The organism is Candidatus Formimonas warabiya (assembly GCF_002777255.1).
Lineage (GTDB): Bacteria > Bacillota > Dehalobacteriia > Dehalobacteriales > Dehalobacteriaceae > Formimonas > Formimonas warabiya.
In genome coordinates this window covers 5,944,840-5,968,531 of sequence record NZ_CP017634.1, presented here as the reverse complement: position 1 = coordinate 5,968,531, position 23,692 = coordinate 5,944,840, and the positions used below count along the sequence as shown (strand labels likewise).

Annotated in this window: 17 protein-coding genes and 1 riboswitch; all 17 genes read right to left on the bottom strand. The window is 43.4% G+C overall.

All coding sequences use genetic code 11. The features are described from left to right. Positions 1-55 precede the first annotated feature (55 nt). Positions 56-2,977, bottom strand: coding sequence for a molybdopterin-dependent oxidoreductase (locus DCMF_RS26825; protein WP_148137284.1), 2,922 nt, complete (start codon positions 2,975-2,977; stop codon positions 56-58). Between the two features lie 356 nt (positions 2,978-3,333). Beyond that, positions 3,334-3,449: riboswitch (molybdenum cofactor riboswitch) on the bottom strand. 404 nt (positions 3,450-3,853) lie between these two features. After that, positions 3,854-4,570 (bottom strand): ABC transporter ATP-binding protein, encoded by a 717-nt coding sequence (locus tag DCMF_RS26820; protein ID WP_148137283.1) that lies wholly within the window; start codon positions 4,568-4,570, stop codon positions 3,854-3,856. A gap of 22 nt (positions 4,571-4,592) precedes the next feature. Next, positions 4,593-5,375, bottom strand: a complete 783-nt coding sequence (locus DCMF_RS26815; protein WP_148137282.1) for an ABC transporter ATP-binding protein — start codon at positions 5,373-5,375, stop codon at positions 4,593-4,595. A gap of 93 nt (positions 5,376-5,468) precedes the next feature. Beyond that, positions 5,469-6,746, bottom strand: coding sequence for an ABC transporter substrate-binding protein (locus DCMF_RS26810; protein ID WP_148137281.1), 1,278 nt, complete (start codon positions 6,744-6,746; stop codon positions 5,469-5,471). Between the two features lie 107 nt (positions 6,747-6,853). After that, complete coding sequence (locus DCMF_RS26805; protein ID WP_148137280.1) at positions 6,854-7,876, bottom strand: branched-chain amino acid ABC transporter permease; 1,023 nt, start codon at positions 7,874-7,876, stop codon at positions 6,854-6,856. 9 nt (positions 7,877-7,885) lie between these two features. Next, positions 7,886-8,755 carry a branched-chain amino acid ABC transporter permease gene (locus DCMF_RS26800; RefSeq protein ID WP_148137279.1) on the bottom strand — a complete coding sequence of 290 codons (870 nt, stop codon included), beginning with the start codon at positions 8,753-8,755 and terminating at the stop codon, positions 7,886-7,888. 1,031 nt (positions 8,756-9,786) lie between these two features. Then, the gene (locus DCMF_RS26795) at positions 9,787-11,415 is read right to left on the bottom strand and encodes a BCCT family transporter (protein WP_148137278.1); all 1,629 of its coding nucleotides are present in this window, start codon (positions 11,413-11,415) and stop codon (positions 9,787-9,789) included. 276 nt (positions 11,416-11,691) lie between these two features. Beyond that, entirely contained in the window at positions 11,692-13,110 is a 1,419-nt protein-coding gene (locus tag DCMF_RS26790; protein ID WP_148137277.1) for a trimethylamine methyltransferase family protein, read from the bottom strand. 298 nt (positions 13,111-13,408) lie between these two features. Then, positions 13,409-14,863, bottom strand: coding sequence for a sigma-54 interaction domain-containing protein (locus DCMF_RS26785; protein WP_148137276.1), 1,455 nt, complete (start codon positions 14,861-14,863; stop codon positions 13,409-13,411). 301 nt (positions 14,864-15,164) lie between these two features. Then, positions 15,165-16,646: a sigma-54 interaction domain-containing protein gene (locus DCMF_RS26780; protein WP_236860130.1), complete on the bottom strand. Its 1,482-nt coding sequence runs from the start codon at positions 16,644-16,646 to the stop codon at positions 15,165-15,167. A 367-nt stretch (positions 16,647-17,013) separates the two neighbouring features. Continuing rightward, positions 17,014-18,462: a trimethylamine methyltransferase family protein gene (locus DCMF_RS26775; protein ID WP_148137275.1), complete on the bottom strand. Its 1,449-nt coding sequence runs from the start codon at positions 18,460-18,462 to the stop codon at positions 17,014-17,016. Positions 18,463-18,549: 87 nt separating this feature from the next. After that, positions 18,550-19,692 carry an NAD(P)/FAD-dependent oxidoreductase gene (locus tag DCMF_RS26770; protein WP_148137274.1) on the bottom strand — a complete coding sequence of 381 codons (1,143 nt, stop codon included), beginning with the start codon at positions 19,690-19,692 and terminating at the stop codon, positions 18,550-18,552. Continuing rightward, on the bottom strand, positions 19,685-19,972 hold the full coding sequence (locus DCMF_RS26765; protein ID WP_148137273.1) for a (2Fe-2S)-binding protein: 288 nt from the start codon (positions 19,970-19,972) through the stop codon (positions 19,685-19,687). Before DCMF_RS26765 ends, DCMF_RS26770 begins: the two co-directional genes overlap by 8 nt. Continuing rightward, entirely contained in the window at positions 19,969-20,463 is a 495-nt protein-coding gene (locus DCMF_RS26760) for a 4Fe-4S binding protein (protein ID WP_148137272.1), read from the bottom strand. The genes DCMF_RS26765 and DCMF_RS26760 overlap by 4 nt, the downstream gene beginning before the upstream one ends. A gap of 11 nt (positions 20,464-20,474) precedes the next feature. Beyond that, entirely contained in the window at positions 20,475-21,548 is a 1,074-nt protein-coding gene (locus DCMF_RS26755; protein ID WP_148137271.1) for an NAD(P)/FAD-dependent oxidoreductase, read from the bottom strand. Positions 21,549-21,552: 4 nt separating this feature from the next. Beyond that, positions 21,553-21,864 (bottom strand): (2Fe-2S)-binding protein, encoded by a 312-nt coding sequence (locus tag DCMF_RS26750; RefSeq protein ID WP_148137270.1) that lies wholly within the window; start codon positions 21,862-21,864, stop codon positions 21,553-21,555. A 343-nt stretch (positions 21,865-22,207) separates the two neighbouring features. After that, complete coding sequence (locus DCMF_RS26745) at positions 22,208-23,677, bottom strand: sigma-54 interaction domain-containing protein (protein ID WP_236860129.1); 1,470 nt, start codon at positions 23,675-23,677, stop codon at positions 22,208-22,210. Positions 23,678-23,692 lie beyond the last annotated feature (15 nt).

The following is a 23,692-nucleotide window of genomic DNA, read 5'->3' as shown; positions in this document are numbered from 1 at the left end:
GCGCCTGCTACCCAGTCCGGGCACGAATTATTGAATATGAATAGCCTGTGTTAGATTAATAAAATCTCTCGCCAGGGCCGTCACCTAAAGAATTAAACATATCATCACCACGGAAGACCACGGGATTTGCCTTAATATTTTCCAGCTCTTCATATAAGTCGGAACCGAGGAAATACTTCTTAGGCGGCGTAATTTTTCCCCCGGCTGCCAGGATATCCAATCCAGCCTTTACTTTTTCAGGCCTGGCAGGCATCTCGTAAATCCGCACCCCGCAGGCATTGTAGATGGCGTTGAGAACAGCCACATGCCCTGAAGACTGGAAGGCTTCGGAGGCTCCCGAGGAACCAAAAGGCCCGTCATTTCTTGGCGTTTCATGAGGAATGAGAATTATTTCATCCGGGATGTCCTTGATATAGGGGACACCGCTGTTGGCAATATTTGTGTGCTTCTTCACATCGCTGTAATCTTCACTGAGCGCAAAGCCGATACTGTGGGAGATCCCTCCGTAGGCCTGCCCGTTCACAGCATCAATATTGCCTATTTTTCCGACGTCATACACGCATACAAAACGAAGAACTTTGGTCTTACCAGTAGCAGTATCCACCTCTACTTCAGCCAGGTTCAACACATAGGTATAGGCCGGTGTAGGATCGCCGATACCGGTGTTGGGATTCAGACGAACAATGCCGGGAGTAACCGTACACGCATACTGAACCTCATATCTGGTTTCAATGCCTTCAGCCACCATCTCGTCGTAGGTTCTGTATGTGCCGTTCTCTTTGCGCATCGCATTCATCAGTTTCTCGGCGGCAAGCTTAGTGGCGTTGCCGTTCATATAGTGGGAGCGGCTGGCTGCCGACATGCCGCCGTCCGGGCAAGTCTTTGTGTCGTTCTGGGCAAGTCGAATGCGCTCGGGCGTTACACCCATCGGTTTCAATGCCTCGAGGGTCACCATCAGGGAACCGATATCGCCGCCCTGTCCCATTTCCTGCCAGGTGTCGTATTTAACAATCATGTTGTCGGGCGCCAACTCCAGAATGATCGTACATTGGTCGGTGCCGCCCTCGGTGACATTGAAGCCCCCCCAAGCTATGCCCACTCCTCTCTTTTTTTCCGGAGTGTCTGCCGCCTTAGCTTCGGCAACAGCTTTCTCATAATAGGGACGCATCTTCTGCATCATTTCTTCCATGGGATACTCTTTAAAGGGATGGCTGTTGATATTTGTCTCACCTTGCCGGGCAATGTTTCTCCACCTGAACTCGAAGGGATCAATGCCAGCTTTCTCCGCCAACATATCTATCAGCGCTTCGGACAAGGTATACGCCTGAGGAGAACCGTAACTCCTGTATGCGGTGCCGAAAGTGTGGTTGGTGTTGGCGACCCGGGTAAGACCTGCCACATGGGGTACATAATAGGGGAAGAAGGAAAAACGCACTTGTTTCTCGATCACATGGTCGCCTCCCCAGGAGTAGGCGCCGTGGTCCATGCCAAAATCAAATTCCGCTGCAGTAATCTTACCGTTTTGGTCGCAGGCTACCCGACCGTTGGAGTAACATGGGCAGCGTTTGCCGCTGAAGTGTTGATGCTCTTCATAGGTCAGTGATAAGGCAACCGGCCCGTTTACTGCCACTGCGGCAGCCCCAACCAGGACGAGGTCGCCGGCATTCGTCGACCAACCGAAGCTGGCACCGGTAAAATTCTGTACGATCCGGAGCTTTTCACGCGGTACGCCAATGGAGTTGCCAATCCGGCTGATGGATGTATAAAGGCCCTGGGACTTGCAATGGATGGTCAGGCAGCCATCTTCGTCAAAATAAGCCTGGACGGTACATCCTTCGATGGAAAGATGGGGCTCACGGGTGGAATAAAAACTTCCCTCCACACTGTAAGCGGAGTTATCGATCTCTTCCGCCACCTTTGGAGCATCCTCAAGGGCTACTCCTTTTAAGACCGGCTGCGCGCAGAAAAGGTTTGGCGTATCATCGTGCACACGGATCGCGTCAGGCATCACGGCATCCAGATAGTTGAGGTATTCCGGAAGTTGCTCAATTTCCACTTTTACCTTTGCAGCTGCCGCCCGGGCATGGTCTTGTGTGTCGGCAATGGCCAAAGCCACCACATCGCCATAGCGGAATATTTTATCTTCACAGAGAACTTTGCGGCTGGGCAGGGTAACCGTACTGCGTTCGTGCAAATTGGCCTCAGCCATTTGGTTGGTGCCCCCGTTTGCCTTTATATCCTTATGCGTGATCACCTTTACGACACCGGGCATCATTTCCGCCTCAGAAGTATCAATCTTGAGGATGTTGGCATGGTGGGCCACTCTGGGCTGCACGATTGCCGCGTGGAGGGTTTCGGCAGGCATTTTTAGCTCCATGTCATCACCATAATCGGCAAGTCCGGTTACCTTGGCGAGAGCGGAAGGCCGAACCAGAGGCTTCCCATAGCACTCGTTGTCTGGAGGAAGCTGGAAGGTAATATCCTCGATTTTAGCCTCTCCCCGCACAACTTTTGCCGCCGCCATCACGGCATCGGTAATCTGCCTGTAGCCGGTACAACGGCACACATTCCGGTGCTTCTGGAACCAATCACGGACTTCTTCCCGGGTAGGATTATTGTTTTCCAGCAGCAGTCCATAGGCTGATACAATAAAGCCAGGAGAGCAAAAACCGCACTGGACAGCGCCACAGTTCATCCAGGCTACTTGCAAAGGATGCAAGCTACTGGGGGTGCCAATCCCTTCAAGTGTGATGACCTTGCTGTACTCTTCCACTGCCTTAATCTTCTTTGTACAGGAGCGGATCACCTTGCCGTCAAGTATTACCGAACACGATCCGCATACGCCTGTCCCACAGCCTACTTTAACGCTTGTCAGACCTATGCGGCGCAGAACACTGGCAAGGGAATCCTTTTCCGGATCGCACACAATCATGCGGTCCGCGCCATTGACGTTTAACCACATTTTCTTAAGCTTCATAATAGACCTCCTATTCTTTCTTTTATGCTAATTAATCCAGCGACAGCCGGAATTTGAGATCATTGAAGCAAGTTCTTAATTCAGATGGAGATTCTTTTACTCCATCTGAATTTTGACGCGAGTTCTTAACTTGCTAAGTGGTTTCCTTGGCAAGTTTTAGAACCGCTAATACAGCGTGAGAACTGCAAATGCATGACTTAGTTGGTGTTTGACTCCCGCCTAAAAAGGGTGGGAGACTTACACCAAGTTAGTCAGGTTAAAAATAGTTCAGAAAAAGTAGCATTCTCTCTGAATTCTGCCAATCAAAAAGGAAATCCAATTTAAAGGTACCCAGACATATAAAATATGTTCCCGGTATCTCTTAAATTAAATTTCCTTTCCAAAAGGAGGCATAAACGTTTCCATTTATACCCTATCGTTTAACCGCCATCGCATTTACTTTAGGCATGTTAACTCGGAAATATTTTTCATTTTTATACACTTATGCTTATGCAATTACCATGCCAAAAATTTTTAAGCAAAAAAGCCGGGAAAATCACACTTCCTCATTAATATGATTTATAAAGCGCAAAAAACTGCAAACAAATCATTTGGCATAACACTTTCATTTTTGCACTTTACAATTAGAAGGAGTCTTATTAGATATAAAAATAAGAAAACTATTATTCATTTTTTATTATGCCTTTCTACTTCAATTACATAAGAGAAAGCAACCCCATTCATGTTGAGGGCTGCTTCCTTTTCAATATTTCTACTCATTTAATTAGATAAACACCTATAAGCACATTTTACATTTTCATTTTGCTCTAATTCACCACATTGCCTTCTATGGGACACGTCATTGTTCAAATTACATAGGCTGGGTCAGTAATTACTTCATCCTGCCTCACCTATACCCAAATAAGCCTTTTTGATATGTTCATTTTCTCTAAGTTCCTGGCTACTGCCTTCTTGAATAATCTGTCCCTGTTCAATCACATATACCCTGTCAACGATCTTTAAAGTCGTATTCACATTTTGCTCTACCAATAAAATTGTCACCCCTCTTTTCGTCAGCTCTTTCAGGGTTTCAAAAACTGCTAATACCAGCTTGGGGGCCAGGCCCAGGGACGGTTCATCTACCAGCATTAATTTCGGATCAGACATCAATCCTCGAGCAATCGCCAGCATCTTCCGTTCACCACCGCTTAATGTTCCAGCAAACTGCTTTTTTCTTTCCTCCAGTCTGGGAAATAGGTCAAAAACCTTGCAAAGTGTCTCTTTCACCTTTTCTTTGTCTTTGATAATATAAGCGCCTAATAACAGGTTTTGCATCACCGTCATGCCGGAAAACAAATTTCCTTCATCTGTCACATAACTAATTCCCAAACGGGTAACCTGTTGGGCAGGCAGTCCGTCAATTCGCTTCCCCATAAAATTAATTTCACCTTTTGTAGGTTTGACAATACCGGCAATTGTCCGCATGGTAGTCGTTTTACCAACACCATTGGGACCGACAATTGCTACAAATTCACCGGCATCCACCTCTAAGGAAATATCCCACAGCACACCCAGTTTTCCATAGCCGGCATCAACATTGCTAAGCTTCAGCACATTATCCTCTCCTAACACCGCTTTAGTGAACGGTCTCTTCACCTAAATATGCTTCCAACACCTTTGGATTGCACTTTATTTCATCAGTTGTTCCTTCAGCTATTTTATCTCCAAAATTAAGGACCGCAATACGGTCGCAAACATCCATAATAAATTTCATCACATGTTCAATGCAAATAATGGTGACCCCGCTGTCCCGAATCTTTTTGACCAGTGCGATAAAATCAGGCAGTTCCGCGGGTGTCAATCCGGCAGCGACTTCATCAAGAAGGAGCAATTTGGCATTGGTGCCGAGGGACCGGGCTAATTCCAATCGTTTCAGCTGCATGGTGTTGAGATTTTCTGCCAGAATTTTTGGGGAAACAGGAAATCTGACAAAATCCAATAACGCTTCGGCTTGATGAATGGTGGGATCTCTTCTGTCCTCACCTAATTTTGGATAGTGTCTGGTCAGATGGTCCAAGGATTCATTATATGTCTTCTTCCCGCTGCCAAAAATCAGCGCTACACGGATATTATCAATGGCATTTAATTTTGGAAAACATCGCACGATCTGAAAAGTCCGGGCGATTCCCATATGACTGAGCTGATGGGGAGACTTCCCGGTAATATCATGTCCCTGATATGTGATTTTTCCTTTTTCCGGCCGATAGTATCCGGAAATGCAGTTTAGAAAAGTTGTTTTCCCGGCTCCGTTGGGACCGATAATACCGAATATTTCCCCCTCATTTACCGTCAAAGTAACATCTTTGACCGCTACCAAGCCACCAAAACGCTTTTCTACACTCTCAGTTGATAAGAGCATTGAAGACACCTGCTTTCCTAAGTTGATCATACATTCCAGCCAAGCTCCCGCGCCTTGTTTCGCGGGAACCGGGCTGGACACATCCTGCTGATCTTATTTAGCGTATTCGGGAATCTGCATGTCCATGACTTTTTGGCTTGACGGCCAAACCACATTCATTTTGCCTTTCGTGTACTGAACAACAGGGAAAACGAATTTACCAGCGTCAACCACCGGATCCGGAATAGAGTCGGCATTAAATTCATAATTTTCCATCACTACACCATCGGTAAAGTTGATTTTGCCAGTCCACAGATTTTCTGCGGCATATTGGTAAATTGTTGCACTGTCCAGTTTACCGTTCTCTTTCAGACACTCATTGGCCATTTTGATAAAGAACCGGCTATAATCATACTGCAGTCCCCCAGCCGTTGTGGAGGGTTCATAACCATATTTCGCCTTGTAGTCAGCAACGAACTTCTTAGCAATATCAGTATCCCGGTACATAGGTGCACTGTCCAAAACAAAATCAGAAGCATCTCCGACCATCTTATACCAGTCGGAAGTGCTGTTCAGGGCATCTACAATCAGCATTGCCTTAATATTTAATTCTCTGGATTGTTTTATCAAGGAGGTTTGGGAAGGAACACTGTAGAAAGTACCCCCGTACAGGGAGGCGTCTGAATTCTTCACCTTTGTAAGAACTGCTAAAAGATCCGAATCACCTGGTTTCACATATTCGTCACCAACCACAGTCCATCCCTCTTTTTTAAACAATTCACTCAATTTTGATGAAAAACTGCGTCCCCAGTCTGTGTCTTCAGAAAGGAAAAAGATTTTTTTATTTCTGGGAACCCATATTTTATTGGCTATGGCCTCATTAATAGCATAGATATAGGCAACACTAAGCTTTTCAGGCGTAGCCCAGCCTTTAACCATCCAATATTTGTACTTTTCATCGGAGTTCCATTTTTCATTGACCAAATCAGTTGCACCTTCGCTAAAAAAATGCGGGATTTGATACTTGGCAACAGGTTCCATCAGGGCCACAGAAGTTGAGCTGTTCCAGCCCATCAAGCCCACATCTATCTTGTCTTTTTGCACAGCCTGCTCATAGGCACTGGTAGCTACTTGAGGGTCTGACTGGTCATTGATCCAGACTAATTTAACCGTATAATCGCCAATCTTGTTACCAATTTCATTGAAAGCTAATTCTACTGCATTCTTAAACTCTTCCCCGGAACGTGCGCAAGGCCCGGTCAGCGGCAGGTCAATACCGATTGTTAACACTTTCTCAGCTGTAGCTTCCTTGGAACCACAACCCGTTACCAATAATGATACCGCCAGCAATAATATCCCCAGAAATAGCAGTGTATTACAAGATTTTTTCATTTTTTTACCCCCTCATAATTTTATTTGATCAATTATGATCGCTCCCCCGCAGGCCCAGTTTACTTTGCCAAACAAGCACCTCCCTTAGATGATATTAATAATTCAGGCTAATAATTTTTCCCGCCCAAGTGACTGCCTGTTTCCGTATCAAGCTTTAATTTTTTTGAGACAAATGCATAGGCGCTATTCAAAAGCCCGGAAATTCCGTTTGGATAAAAGATCATTACTAAAATTAGAAGCAGGCCATAAATCACGAATTTGTATTCTACTAAGAAATTCAGATATTCAAATGCAGGATAGATAATAAAGGCTGCCAGAAGAGGTCCCCAAATACTTCCCCGGCCGCCAATATAGGCAATAACTAAAATCTCAATTGTGTGCTTGGTATTTAATAGATCCGGGGTTAGAATCCCGAAAAAATGTGCGTAAAATCCGCCGCATAAGCCGGCAATAAAACAAGAGATGGTAAAATTAATCACCTTGTATTTCATGGGGTTTACTCCACAGGTCCGGGCCGCCTCTGCATCCTGTCCCAAGGCAGTAAAGGCCAGACCGAGATTGGATCTTGTCACTTTCCGCAGGAAAATGTATGTTAAAATGCAGATCACAAAAATAACGTAAAAGTAGGGTTTGGTCCAACCAGTGTCAAAAAAAAGATCTACATTCAGGCCCAGGGTACCGCGGGTCAGCCACTGCAAACTGGCCGCTAAGGCCATTAAAACCAGACCGACAAACCAAGCCAGAATAGCCGCATACAAACCATCCATTTTTAATGTCAGTACCCCGATCACTAGTCCCAAAAGTGCGGCAAAAAAGGCTCCGACGAAAATCCCAATCCAAGGCGAAATCCCAAGTCTCATTAAAAGGAGGCCTGAGGTATAAGCACCCAACCCCATCATGGCGGCATAACCCCAATTGGCAACACTGATAAAGCCGGCAGACAAATCAAACCCCATAGCTAATGTGCCAAACATCAAGCTAACAGCCAATAAATGCAGAACGTACTCGTCGCCAATATAGAGTGGGGCGAAAAACAGGATTAAAAAGCCTGCCAAACTAATTGTAGATAAGCCAAAAATACCAAGATATTCATTTGCTTTTTTAGTAAAGTACATTATATTATTTATCATCTTTACCACCTACACTTTCTGTCTTTTTCCGAACAGGCCGGAAGGCTTTAAGATCAGCACCATAATGATCAGGGTAAGTGAGATTACGTCTTGCCAACTGGCGCCAAAATTGTAGGTAGCGTATGTCTCTATCAAACCTACAGCAAATCCGCCAATGATCGTCGCTTCTATGTTACCCAAGCCAACCAAGATGACCACCAGCCATGATTTCATCAATGGTTGAACTCCCATCGTAGGGTAGGCGGGAATAATCGATAATAATGCTGCCCCGGCTATTGAAGCCAGCATACAGCTAAGGCTGAATGTCAGTGTCTGAATCTTATTGAGATCAATACCCATCAACAAGGCGCCTGTTTCATCTTCGGATACGGCCCAAATGGCATTGCCGCTTTTTGTTCTCTTCAAAAACAGCCAAAAAAAAGCCAATGTTGTCATCGCTATGAAAAATCCGATAATTCGATCATAAGAAAGACTCATGGTGCCAATTTTGAGAGCTCCTGCCAGAATTTCCTTAACACCTTTGTACTCTACACCTAATGTTGCCTGTGCCTGGTTTATCAGAATGAAAGATATTCCGGCAGTGACTAAAAAGCTGTTTAAGACCCAGTCTTTTTTTGAACGTTTCCTTAGAGGATAAAACACAGTTTTTTCAATTATGCCACCAATTATAAATCCCCCAACTGCAGCAACAATAAAGACCAAAGGAATAGGCAAAGACCAGACTGCAATGCTGTAAAATGCCAGATAAGCCCCAATCATATAGAACTCACCATGGGCGAAATTAGGAATTTTCATCACCCCAAAAACCAAGGAAAGGCCCATAGCCATCAGAACATACATGCCCCCTCTTAACAGACCACCGATCAATAAGTCCAGCATCTTTAGATATCAACCCCTTCTCATGTCAAATTATTCTGCACCAAATTCATTTATTTACTGTTGATTTCAATTTAGTATTATTTGATGTTTGAGATACATATCTCCGTCAAATAACTGTCAAAAGCATGATAATGGTAGGGCATGAAGTAAAGAAAACTTCCTATTAATCCACTCCGATGGCCATATCATATCTCCTTTACTTGTCAGAGAATCCAAAACAAATCAGGCGATTGAAGCAAGTTTTAGAACTGCTAATACAGCGTGAGAACTGCAAATGCATGACTTAGTTGGCGTTGGACTCCCGCATATTTGGGGACATTCCTGTAGCGGTCAGGGGACACACCTCTTACAGAGGAATGTCCCCAATGAGTGTGTCCCCTGACCGCTGATGGCGGGAGACTGAAGCAAGTTCTTGGTTTGGTTGCTTTTTACCAAACCTTAGAACTGCGAATACAGAGTAAGCCAAGTTAGTCAGGTTAAACCTAAAATTTAAAAATAAAGAAACTACTGAGAAAAGCCCGGGATGATTCAGGTGATTTATCATTTATTACAAGAAAATCTACTCTCCTTCCATGAAATACCAATTAGGCCGTTGCAAAATTCACAACGCCTTATATTTCTTTTTTTCTCTCTGTTTTTCGGTTACATTTTGCATCTGCCTATGTAATTTGTAAAAAATTGATGCACTATTATATATGCAAGAATAGTGCCACTATTTTCCTGAATCGGAAGCTTTTATTTAGTTAGCGTTTTTGTGCGGGTAACATCTCAGGTGCAAATTTTTGTTTAAAATTAGTGCAAAACTAGTGCCAAATTTTTGCTCATAATCTATCGATAAAGAAAAAACCGGTCATTCACTTTTGTTGACCGATCTATTCAAATTTACAGCTGATACCTCACTTATTGGTAGGATTTACTTAGTAGTTCGTTGGATGATGATGTTGCACGCCGTTTACCAGAAGTAAAAAAGGATTCCTTTTTCGGAATCCTTTTTAGAGCATAAGTGTTATTCACTGAAAAGTCTTAAAAAATTAGCTGATAGTCGTTCCTTGCTTTGCTCCTGTCATTATTTGGTTCGTGCCGGTGCTTGATTGAAACAGATGATCGTGACGCAGCAGCTTCATCGTAGTATAACACATACCAAACATCACAAAAGTAAAGGGAAAAGATGCTACAATAGCGATTGTCTGAACCGCATTCAGACCGCCCAAAGCAAGCAGAACACCGGCTGAACAGGCCATCGCAATACCCCACATAATTTTCAGGCCTGTCCTCGGATTTTCATCTCCCCCGCTAGACAGCATTCCCAAAACAAGGGTACAAGAATCGGCCGATACCACAAAAAAGGTAAAGCATACAAAAAGAATAATGGGTGCGATCAGGTCGCTAAGCGGAAATTGATTAAATAAAACATAGATGGCACTGGCTATATCGTTACTAATAGCTTTTTCTATTACACCTTTCGTTGCCTCAGCCAGTTCAAAGCTAACAGATGTAGAACCAAAGATATCGAAGAAAGCCATGTCAAACAGAGTTGGTACAACCAGGGCAGCCAGGACAACCTCTTTAATAGTTCGCCCTTTAGAAATCTTGGCAATAAACATACCTACAAAAGGAGCCCAAGTAATCCACCAAGCCCAATAGAAGACCGTCCAACCTCCTAGCCACCCGGTTTTTTCCACCGGATCTGACCACATGCTCATATGAACGAAATTTTGTATATATAGCCCAGTCGCATTAACAAAATTATCCAAGATATATTTCGTAGGCCCTACTAAAAACAGGAACAACATTAATCCCAATGTGGCAATCATACTAATATCGGAACCAATCTTGATCCCCCGCTCAATAGGTAAGCAAGCGGAAGCCAGGTAGCAAGCAGTAACTATGAAGAGTATGATCACGTTTAAGGAAAGACCGGAAGCAACTCCGTATTTATAGGTAATACCGGCACCAAGCTCCATAGTACCGAGACCGATCGTTGTTGACATGCCAAAAAAGGTCAATACCAACGTCATGATATCAATGGCTTTTCCAATCGGCCCATAAATTTTATCTCCCAAAACGGGATAAAAACATGTGCTAATCAGCGCAGGCATCCCTTTCCGGAAAACAAGAATGCCGATGGGAATGGCTACAATCACATAAACAGCCCAAGCACTGAGTCCCCAGTGGAAAAAGGAGATGGCCATAGACCATTCAGCCGCCTGAACACTCCCATGGGCTCCAGCATATGTGGGACCGTATAAATAATGGTAGACAGGTTCAGCTACCGCCCAGAAGATAAGTCCGACCCCCATTCCACAGCCAAAAAGCATGGCAAACCAGGAAAAATTGGAGTATTCCGGAACATCGCCGTCTTTTCCTAATTTAACTTTTCCATATTTACTGAAGGCAAGTCCAAACAAAAACAAAACGAAGAAAAACACACCTCCAAGAAACATCCAGCCCCAATTAGTGGTAATATATGATAGGATTTTACCTAACACGTCACCCAAGCTTTTATGATCGATTGCTCCCCAAAAGATAAAGCCAAAACATATAATAACGGAAATAACAAATACACTTGAATCTAAACGGCCAAGAAATCCCCAGTTTTTTGTCACATCTTTAATATCTCTCGGTTTGAACTGCTCAGAGCTATTATTTTTTTCTTCCATAAGTCATCCCCCTTAATTTTTTTTAATAAAAATAAGGCTGTTTAAATGTCCATTTGATCTTAACCCTTGAACTCAAATTAATATACCAGAGAACCTCCTTTCTAAATTAATCTGCCGTGGACAAAAAATACAACATAGAACGGTTTCGCCTATCATACAATGGCAATAATCATGCCATAATAGGTCTCCTTGAAATTCCTTATTGAGCTTCCCAGGTAGCATCCTGGGGATGTGTATCCAGGCAAGAACGCTTCCCTGTTCAATTTGATATACGGGTTACCGGACCTTGATTTTTTTCATGTATTTTTTCAATGCGGCGTCAATATCCTTGTCCAGTGAAGGTTCCACATACTCTTCGAGGAGCTTTTTCCAGCGGGCGTTAGCTCTCTTTTCCGCTGTTAGAGCGCCATCTCTTTCCCACTGTGTGGCATTGCTGCGGTCGCTCAAGACTGGGTGGTAGAATTCATTGCGGAAATGGATAAATGTATGTTCATGAGTGAGGAATTGGCCCTGTGGACCGACTTCCTTGATGACGTCAAACGCTAAGGTGTCTTCATTGACAACGGCACCCTGATCAATGCGACGGATCATGCCAATAATCTCATCGTCAAACATCATTTTTTCCAGAGAAATTGTGTTATAGGTATCAATGATACCGGCGCTGTGCAGAATGAAATTGCCACCAGCCATTTGAGCCATGCTTAAAGTCAGCATAGATTCGTAGGCGGCCTGGGCATCGGCGCATTTGCTGTCGGAAAGGGCACCGCTGATCCGACAGGGAAGGCTGTAGAATTTGGCCAACTGACCGTTTATAAGAGAGAACACCGCGTCTTCTGGAGTACCGATGGCGAGAGAGCCATTGCGCATTTCCGCATTGGAAGCAGAAGCGGAATAGATAACGGGAGTACCTTCGTTGACTAACTGCGCCAGCACAATACCCGCCAGAACTTCTGCATTCTGAACTGCCACTGTGCCGGCAATGGTGGCAGGAGCGGTGGCCCCAGCGATGCAGAGGGAATTCACCAACTGGGGTTGACGGTATTCTGCATAGGCAATGATGGCTCCAGCCATTTTGTCATCATAACTAAGCGGCGTCAGGGAGCAGGGGATGCCGGTAACAACGGGTTTTTCTTTGATGAAATCAACACCACCAAAAGCGATAGCAGCCATTTCAATATTATCCTTAGCGGTTTCGTAGTTCAAAACGCTTGCCATCAAAGGCTTGTCGCTGTGTTTCAATGTCTGATAAAACATTTCTGCGCTACGCCCTTTTACATCCACATCATTAGGCTCACAGGGAATGTGGCTCATGATGTCGATACTATCCATTTGATGTTCCAGTTTGCAAATGGTAATAAAATTATCCAACGTCGCTATTCGACGGCCATTGTCCATATCCATAATATATGGTGAACCATAAGGGCCCACGTATGCGGTTTTTTGCGTGTTGATCAAAACGTTCTTTTCAGGGTTTCGAGCGTGTAGGATAAAGGAGGAGGGCGCTTTTTTCAATTCTTTTTCCACCATATCTTTGGGGAAGTAAACGCGTTGACCATCCACCTTGGCACCGCCCCTGGCTAGAATTTCCCGGGCAGGAGCATAGCTGAAAACGATCCCTACTTCTTCTAGGATCCGCAGGCTTGTTTCATGGATTTGCTCAATTTCATTGTGTGTCAAAATCTGGTATCTTTGCATGGCTGCAACCTCCTTAAACGTCTTTTACAACTGCTTTTTTTACTATAGCTTTTTGTTAAAGCAAGATACATGCCATTTAAAAAACCCAAATATGATGCTAAGTTTCCCACTCCTCGATAAAAAAGTTTGTCCAATATAGTTTATAAATCAATATAACTGTCTAATTTTGTTTAATATTTTTTATAAAATATTTCCGGTAGTTTAATTGAATTTAAAACTATTTAGGGTCTGATAAAGCACAAAACCATCCGTTAACGGATGGTTTAAAACAGATGATTTTTACTATGTTTTTTACTAGTTATTTGATATTATATTTTTTTATCCGATAGATCAAAGACTGGCGGTGCATCCCCAATTGTTTCGCGGTTTTCGAGACATTCCCGTGGTTCTCCATCAAAGCCTTGATGATCTCCTCTTTTTCTTTCTCCAAAATATATGAAAAGACGTCAATACTGTCCGGCTTAGAATATTCATTATTTATCGGTTTAACAATTGTCTCTTTCTGACGGTAACCACCTGTGGTGACATTATTTCCGGATAGCAGATAAGCCGGTAAATGCTTCCATCCAATTTTCCGGTCCTCATCAGTAACAAGGTTCATTGCCGCTTCTAAACAATGCTTCAGCTGACGGACATTTCCAGGCCAAGAAAAATCCAAAAAGAAACGTAGAACTTCATCATCGAGACCAATAATTTGTTTTTGGAAGCGCTCGTTAAAAAGTGTAATAAAATGGTTGGTTAGTAAGAATATGTCGCTTTTGCGACTAGCCAAATTAGGGATGACGATATGCACTACTGCCAATCGATAAAAAAGGTCTTCCCGGATCTGTTCTTTGCTGATTGCATCCTGCGGAGAAACATTGCTGCTGCTGATAATACGAGTATTGATCTTGATTCGCTCTTTACTCCCAAGATGTTGAATTTCTTTTTCCTCCAAAGTCCGAAGCAGCTTCGACTGGGAAAAGAGAGGCATGGAATTGATTTCGTCCAAAAACAACGTACCACCTTCAGCCTCTTCAAAAAGACCTTTCCGTTCCACTGCCCCTGTATAGATACCCTTGGAAGTACCAAAGAGAATGCTCTCCAGCAAGGTTTCCGGAATAGCTGCACAATTTATTGCGAGAAATGGACCTTCTTTTCTCTTACTATTTTCATGAATGCAGCGCGCAAATAGTTCTTTGCCGCTACCCGTTTCTCCGGTGAGAAGAATTGGGGAATCGCTTCTTGCCGCCCTTATCGCCATTTCCTTGCATTCCTTAAAAAGATAATGCTCCCCAATAAGACGGTCAATACCCATGATATCTTTGTGAGATTCCACGGAATTATCCGCATTTGGCAAAAATATTTTTTTTTGAAGGCTGATATTTTGTTCTATAACCTCCATTAGCTGGGTCACATCTTTTTGGATGGTATATGCCCCCACTTTTTTCCCCTCAAAAAAAACGGAACGAGCATTACAAATCTGATAAACCTCCCGCCCATTAACATTATAGCGAAAAGGTTTATCCACCACAGGTTTTTCCGTAGTCAATGCCATTAACATCGGGCTTGTTTTCTCATCTAAGCCATAGGCCTCTCCTACGGTGCGACCATAAAGTTCTTTGTTGGTATACCCATCCAGCCGCTCTGCCACTTTATTGATATAGAGCAGACGGCCATTAACATCACAAAAGTATACGGCCACATCAATGTTATCTAAGATATCGGGAAAAAACGGATATTGATTTATGATCTCATTGAATCTGGTCTTCATGCCATCACCTCAATCGTATCACATTTATGATTCCACACATGATGCAATTTTAATTAGACATAAACGCTAAATTCAATAATACTAAATTCGATAGAAAATGCTCCATTCCCTTTTAATCAATCGGCATTCTGTTAATTATTTACGTAAAAAATGTTCAATGAATAAAATATATCTAACCTATCAACCGACAGAGAATTAAGATCAAAAGCTTTTCTTCTATCACGCATAGGTTACTCTATCAAAAAAAACGCAAACAATACCATTTACAAAATGTCTCTCCTGTGATCTAAATAAAAGAAGTTTATTTTAGATTATATTTTTTTATTCGATACTGCAAATTTTGTCTACTAACCCCCAATTCAACAGCCGCCCGGGCAATATTCCCGTTATTCTTCTTCAAGGCAATTTTGATCCGGTTTTTTTCGGAATCTTCTATTTCGGTGAAAACAGAATTTTGAATATTTCCCGGAGAAAATCTCAAATATTTAGGCAAATTTTCAATATCAATTAAGTTTGTATCTTTAGATACCACGTTCATAGCGCATTCTATACAATGTTTCAGTTGTCTGATGTTACCTGGCCAATGATAACTTCGAAACGCTGCAAGCACCTCATCACTTAAACCCTTGATATGCATCTTAAACAAGTGATTATATTGTTGAATAAAGGCATCGGCAAGCATCTCCAAATCATCCATACGCTCACGCAAAGGAGGAATAGTAAGATAGACCACGGCAAGACGATAAAACAAATCGCTTCTTAGTTGACCTTTTTCAATAGCTTCAGTAGGGTCCACATTACAACTGCTAATGATCCTAACGTCCACAGGAATAACTTCATTATCGCCTAAGCGTCTGATTTTCTTTTCTTCTAAAACCCTAAGCAGCTTAGCCTGTAAAGCTATGGGCATAGAATTAATTTCATCTAAGAATAATGTCCCGGAGTTTGCCTGTTCGAGCATACCGACCCGATTTATTGCCCCGGTAAAGGCCCCTTTTGATGTACCAAAAAGTATTCCTTCCAGTAATGTCTCAGGAATGGCTGCCACGTTCAGTCCAAGAAAAGGTCCCTTGGATCGGGGACTTTCCAGATGAATACTCTGTGCAAACAGTTCTTTTCCAGTCCCTGTTTCACCATAGATAAAGACCGGAGATTCTGTCTTAGCCGCCGCCTCACCCCATTTTATACACTCTTTCAGAGAAGTGTTTTCCCCAATGATCTGTCTAAAAGAAAAGTAAATATCTTTATCATGGGACTTATTCCCACTCCTATTATTCCTATTAATTAATTTTTCCTGAAGATCAAGGTTCTTTTCCACCATTTCCTTGAATCTGGAGAAATCTCTGACGATCGAAGCAGCTCCTATAACTACACCGTTGGCATAAACAGGTACGGTGTTACAAATTATACTTATTGGTCTGTCATTAACAAAATATTCCTGATAATAGTCTAGAATAGGCTTACCGGTGATAATCACTTTCAAGAGAAGGCTTGTCTCCCAATCCAAAGGATATATTTCAGTAACATGCTTTCCCAGGACACTCCAGTGGTTAAATCCTTCCAATTTTTCTAAAGCAGGATTATAGAATAATAAAAAACCCTCCGTATCAACAACGTAGACTCCTTCATCAATTGAATTCAATATATTTTCATATTTTATGCTTAAATTTATTTTTTCATCTATTTCTTTAATAATTTGACTGTTATCTTCCAAAGCTTCTTTAGGAATTTTTTCTTTCAATAATTCCTTATGGCATAAATCCTTTAATTTTAAAGTGGACACCTTTGGTTACCTCCTGCTAGAAAAAAGCATGTTACATAAAAATAATTTAAATCGCAAAAACTGTGCCAAAAACATGCAAATTCTGATTTCCTTATATGACATAGTATTTAGGCGCACAAAAATAAATGAATGCAAAATAGTGCAAGCCATGAATGAATGTCAAAAATAAACCCGCCTTTTATAAAAGAGTTTTTATAATTGTCTTTTGAAACTATTTTTTACATGATCCGGCGCCGAATTTGGTGCAAAAAAAAGCAAGATATCGCCAAATACCCTGATCCTTTATAAATAGACAGCGCCGCACTGGCAGAATGCGGCGCTGCCTCAATATGGGGGTTAAAAACCGATTAGACTAAAATTTGTTATTTTACAGGTCTTGCCCTTTAATAGCCGGAAACATCCGGCGGATTTCCGCCTGAATCTGCCGATCAATAGGCTCGGCTCTATGCTCTCTCAGGATCTTTTCCGCTATCTTATGGGCCCGGGCATGCGTATCCAGGCTGCCTTTTTCATTCCAGGTGATCCGGTTCCACCGGTCCGATACCTTGGGAATCAGGAACTCGCTTCTAAAGTGGGAGGCCGTATGCTCGTGAGCCAAAAAGTTACCCGCCGGCCCAACTTCTTTAATCGCATCAATAGCCAAAGAATCTTCATTAACTTCTACTCCCCGGAGCACTCTCAGTACATTGCCCAGGATTTCGTTATCAATCACGGTTTTTTCATAGGATATTGTTGTACAGCATTCGAGAAGACCGGCGGCATCATGAATCCAGTTAGCCCCGGACAGTCCCAGAACCATAGCTTGTGATGCGCTTTCGTAACCCGCCTGGCAGTCGTTTAATTTAGCATCGGACTGGCCTCCCGTGGCATAAAGGGGCAGGTCATAGTATTGCGCCATCTGAGCAATACCGATATTGATCAATGATGATTCAATCGCCCCGGCCACATAGGTCCCGGTATTCATGTCCATAATGCTGGAGGTAGTCCCGATCAGAGCAGGAGTCCCGGGGTTCACCAACTGGGTGAGGGTTAATCCGGCCAGCGATTCGGCCAGGTTGATGGTAATGGTGGACGCCAGGGTAACCGGCGAGGTAGCGCCGGCTAAAGGCTCGGAAGGTACCGCTAAAGGCAGTCCCTTACTTGCCACTTCAATCAGAAAATCGGTATAAAGCCAGTCCATCACCAGAGGACTAACCATGAGGGTAATGAAGGAGACAAAGGGACGCTCCCGCAGTTTGTCCGCACCGCCCGCCACCATTTCGGATACTTTGATGGCTTCGCGCAGCCCTTTCATGGTATACATGCCGCCCATAATCGGTTTTGTGGTATTCGTGATGGCCCAGTAAAAACGGTTCACGTCAACATCATCTTCCCGGACGTCAGCCGGATAAGTATGGATGACATAGAAAGCAATATTATCCAGAGTATCCACCAGCCGGGCCAAATCCCGGACATCATGGGTGATGGTAGGTCTTCTTTCGCCCGTTTCAAAATCCAGGGCATAACATACGGTCCCCCCGGTACCGAAGTGGACCCGGTCTTTTTCCAAAACCGCATCATGTTTTTCATTTCGACCGTAAATGGTTACTTTGGACGGGGCTGTTTTAATAGCCTTTTCCAGCATCGCCCGGGGTATTTTTACAATTTCCGTGGCAGGATCAACAATTGCCCCGCCCTTTTCAAAAATTTCAAAAGCTTGTTTGCTTTTAACCTTCATACCGACTTCTTCTAAAAGTCTGACAACTCCCTCATGGATGGCATTTACCTCTGAATCATTAAATAGACGGAGCTGCCGACCCGCATATGCAGCATACATAATAATGACACCTCTCTCATGATTTCAGTTTATTATTTGCCTTAACATTCTTTCATATTTTTTATACATCTCTATAACGTATATTCTTTATACTACAGCAGGTTCCAGGATCAGTTCACCTTTGGCAAAACGTTCTACATTTAAAATATTGATGTCAATGATGGACTTTTCTCCCATCAAGAATTCACTCATCATTTGTCCGATCATCGGTGCCAGCATAAAACCTTTCCCGCATCCACAGGCAATTAGGTAACCGTCATATTCCGGAACCTTTCCCAGGATGGGCTGGGCATCAGGGGAGGTATCGTAATGGCCGGCCCATTGTCTGACCACCCGGATATCTTTTAAAAAGGGCAACTGATAAATTATTTTTTTCGCCATATCTTCCATGAATTCGGGTGAATTGGCAAAATTAATTCCTTTCGGCTCATGGGGATGGCCAAATCCCATCAGGAATCCGCCATGACGCACTTGTTGGCAGTACGAACTGTGGTCAAAAGACATCACCATCGGATCCATCATGTGCTCCATCGGTTCGGTAATTAGAATCTGGTGCCGTTCCGGTTCGACGGGATGGTTCATGCCCAGCATCCGGCCGATTAACTTGACCTGAGGACCCGCCGCATTGATCACGGTATTGGTTGCGATGGTCCCTTTATTCGTGACTACTCCGGTAATTTGCCTTCCCTCGGTTTCAAATCCCACCACTTCGGTATATTGGTTGATTTCTGCCCCAAGTTTTTTTGCCCCGTGCGCATAGGCATACGTGGCTTTAAATGGGTTGATAAATCCGTCCTCCGGTCCGTAAAAAGCACCAACTAACCCTTCTATATTTAATTGGGGCACAAGTTCTTTGGCTTCTTCCGGCGTCAGCCGCTGGGCGCTAATCCCTAGCCGGTGTTGCAGGTCCAGATTTTTATTTAACATTTCCGCCCGGTCTTCCCGGTATGTGATCAACAGATAGCCTCTCTGTTCGAATTCAATATCCCCGTAACCGGATTCCTCACCAATTTGTTTAAACAACTCGCAGCTTCCCCGGGAAATCAGACAGTTCATTTCCGTACCCCACATTTGTCTGATTCCGGCCCCGCATCTGCCCGTGCTGCCAATCGTGAGACATTCTTTTTCTAAAAGCACTACATTTTTGATCCCTTTCTTGGCGATATAGTACGCCGTAGCGCAGCCTACCGTACCGCCGCCGATCACCACCACATCTGCACTTTTACGCATTATTTTCACCTCCCGCTCCGGCAAGTTTCCCCAGTTTCACCGGTTTTGCGATCGCTCGATAGGTAGGAACATCTACCTCTCCCGGTTTAATTCCTTTAGCTTTGGCTATTTCTTGCATAATCAGGTTCCTGCAGGTTTTTCCCTGGCACGGCCCCATCGTACAGCGGGTGATCCTTTTTAGGTCTTCAAAGCTTTCGGCCCCATCTTTCAGTGCCTGCTGTATCTCTTCCAAGGTGATATCCTCACACCGGCATAAATAGGTTTTTCCTTTCTCGCTCATCGGTTTCCCCCCAATCCAATGTGTCTTACCAACATGGCCTGGTCTTTCAGCACCGCAATGGTAACGGCGTTGGTCTTGTTTAAGGCTTTGGAGTTCTGCACCTTGAGGACCCGGCCTTTTCCGATCACTTGGCCTTCCCGGTCCAAAGCATCTACAATCTGGCCAAATTGGGGCAAGGGAACCAGCTCATAGGGAATCTTAATCGTCGCTTCATTTTCACTGTAGGTTTCATCAATCACAAAAATGGCCAGTCCCGGGCAATTACTCACACAAACCCCACAGCCGGTACATTTCTCGTAATTCACTTTAGGAAGATGATTGATATCTTTCATTTCTTCTACCGCACCAACTTTGCAGGATGTATAACAGGGATTGCAGGGAATCTCCTGAAAACATTCAAAAACCGCATAAGGCCCCTTCTTCCGCCTTTCTTCGCTGGGTAAAATCCCCTTAATCATTTCCGGGGAAGCTACTCCTGTTTTATCAAACACTTCTTCACCCCCTATTCCGCAAGGATTTGCAGGCCTTGTCTAATTTTTTCTCCCACCGGTCCCGAACGTAAAACCCAGATATCGTCCAAGTATTCTTTTCTTAGAGTGCCATAATGCCGGTCATAACCTAGTGACGCTGCTGCCGCCAAACCGGCAATTTTTCCTTCGATCATAGCGGCGCTGGCCTCTTCCACTCCTGAGGCATCTCCCGCCACATAAAAGCCGGAAACTGTGGTCTCGAGATTTTCATCTCTCGCCGGAACGTAACCCCCAAGGGAAGGAATGTATTTCATTTTACATCCTACCTGCCACAATAACTCTGTTAATGGAGATAGTCCTACAGATAAACAGATTACATCAACATCTATCCGTTTTTCCGTGCCGGGAACAGGATCCCATTTTTCGTCCAACCGGCAGATAATTGCCCCCTCCACACATTCTGTACCATATGCTTCCAGAATAGTATGAGAGGTTAAAATGGGTACTCCCATCCGGCGTACTTTGCTGGCATGAACCTTATATCCACCAATGGCGGGGGCTCCTTCAATAATGGCCTCAACCTTTACCCCTGCCTGCATTAATTGATAGGATACGATTAAGCCAATGTTTCCTGATCCTATCATCAATACTTTCTGCCCGGGAATTACTCCATGCACATTCATTAAAGTTTGAACTGCTCCCGCTCCATAAACACCCGGCAAGTCGTTATTCATAAAAGCCAACATTTTTTCTGAAGCCCCGGCTGCTACTATGATCTTTTTACAAGCCATCTTCTCATACTTGTCGCCTTCTTCATAAGCTATTACTTTATTTTCATAAGCCGCCACCACAGTTGCATCCAAGTGAAGATCAATATTTTCGTTCTTACGGATTTCTCCTTCCAGCATGGCGCAAATTTGGATCCCACGGGTTCCGGCATGTTCTTTTTCCGACCCGAAAAACCGGTGGGTCTGTTTGATCAATTGTCCCCCAAGAATTTTGGCACTGTCAAAAAGTGTTACCTTTGCCCCTTGGTTTGCCGCCACCAGTGCTGCGCACATTCCTCCCGGTCCCCCGCCGACAATGGCAATTTCGGTAGTCTTCATTTCATCACCTCCGCGTAAATTTTCCTTTACCTTCCTGCCTTTTTACTACCATCCCTTCTTTTAATTCTTCCACGCACACTCTCACATTTGGTTCCCCATTCACTTCCATATAACAAGATGAACAGTTGCCAATCGCACAGAAAAACCCCCTCGCACGATGATCCTCCGGGCTATGCCGTAAAACCTTCACTCCGTTGGCATGCAGAGCAGAAGCGATGGGCTCTCCTTCCAATCCGGTCAGTGTCTGTCCTTCAAAGGAAAACGTAACCTCCTTTTTTTGAGGAAACTCCAAGATCGGGTGTTCAGATATACGCAATGTCTTTCCCTCCTTTCAAATTTTTCTGATGAATATAAACCGTGCCAATAAATAAATGATTCATCAAAAAATCTTTTCAAATTACAATCATAAGCAATTCCCATGCCAAAATTTAGAAACATGGATAGCACGAAAATCAAGGCTTTTTAGGGATAAAAAGGTCCACAATGCAATGGAAAGCAAACAAAAAACTATCTGTTTTTGCGAATCTTTGCACCCGTTAAGCAAAAAAGAGGATCCCTAAAAGGAATCCTCGTAGATAACCATCCTATATACTGTTTTCGTTATACAATAAAAAAGCGGGAAAAGTTTTGCAAACTTTCCCGCCAAATTGCCATTGATATTATTTTAAATTGTATTTTTTAATTCTGTACTGTAAACTTTGCCTGCTCATGCCCAATTGTGTTGCTGTTCGAGCAATATTTCCGTTATTTTTCTTCAAAGCAATCTTAATGCGATTTATTTCTGAATCTTCTATTTCATTAAATATCGAATCTTTCAGTTGGCACTGTGAAAATCTTAAATACTTGGGCAGATGTTCAATCTTAATCATATCAGCGTTGTGGGGTACGATATTCATGGCACATTCAATACAATTTTTTAACTGTCTAATATTGCCCGGCCAATAATAGCTTCTGAATGCTTGAAATACCTCATCACTTAAACCCTGGATGTTAAGACGCAATAATTGATTATATTGTTGAATAAAGAAGCTGGACAGCATTTCTAAATCATCCATGCGCTCACGCAAAGGAGGAATCACCAGATAAACGACAGCCAGGCGATAGAACAAGTCATTTCTCAACTGTCCTTTTTCCAGTGCCTCAACCGGCTCAACATTACAACTACTAATGATACGAACATCCACAGAAATGGCCTCATTATCTCCCAGCCGTCTGATCTTCTTTTCTTCCAAAACTCTGAGGAGCTTCGCCTGAAGAGTAGTCGGCATGGAATTAATTTCGTCCAGAAACAAGGTGCCCCCATTTGCTTGCTCCAGCATACCCACACGGTTAATTGCCCCCGTAAAAGCTCCTTTGGAAGTACCAAACAATATCCCCTCTAACAAAGTTTCGGGAATAGCTGCTACATTTAAAGCCAAAAAAGGCCCTTTGGCCCGGACACTTTCCATATGAATACTCTGGGCAAACAATTCTTTACCGGTGCCTGTCTCACCGAAAATAAAGACGGGCGACTCTCTTTTAGCCGCCGCTCTAGCCCAGCTAATGCACTCCTTTAAGCTACTGTTTTCGCCGATAATCTGTCCAAAAGAAAAATATATTTCTTCGTCCTGAGACTTCATCCCCGCCCTGGCATTCTTGTTAACCAGTTTTTCCTGTAAATCCAGGTTTTTTTCTACCATTTCCTTAAACCGGGAAAAGTCTCGGACAATTGAAGCCGCTCCTGATACTACCCCATTTGTATACAATGGCACAGTATTACAGATTATATTAATTTGCCGGTCATTCAGAAAATATTCCTGATAATAGTCTAAAATCGGTTTGCCGGTAGTAATCGCTTTCAAAAGCAAACTGGACTCCCAATCCAAAGGATATAACTCGGTGACATGCTTCCCTAAAACATTTTCCGCTTTATATCCTTCCAGCCGTTCTAATGCCGGATTATAAAAGCATAAGTTGCCCTTTGTATCTACGACATAGACACCTTCGTCAATGGAGTCTAAGATATTTTCGTACCTCTGCCCAATATTCTTTATTTCCTCAAATTTCTTGATTAGTTGATCATTATTCTGTAAAACCTTTTCTTTTAAGATTTTAATCTGATATAAATCTTCAAGCTTTAAAGTGGACACCTTTTGGTCACCCCT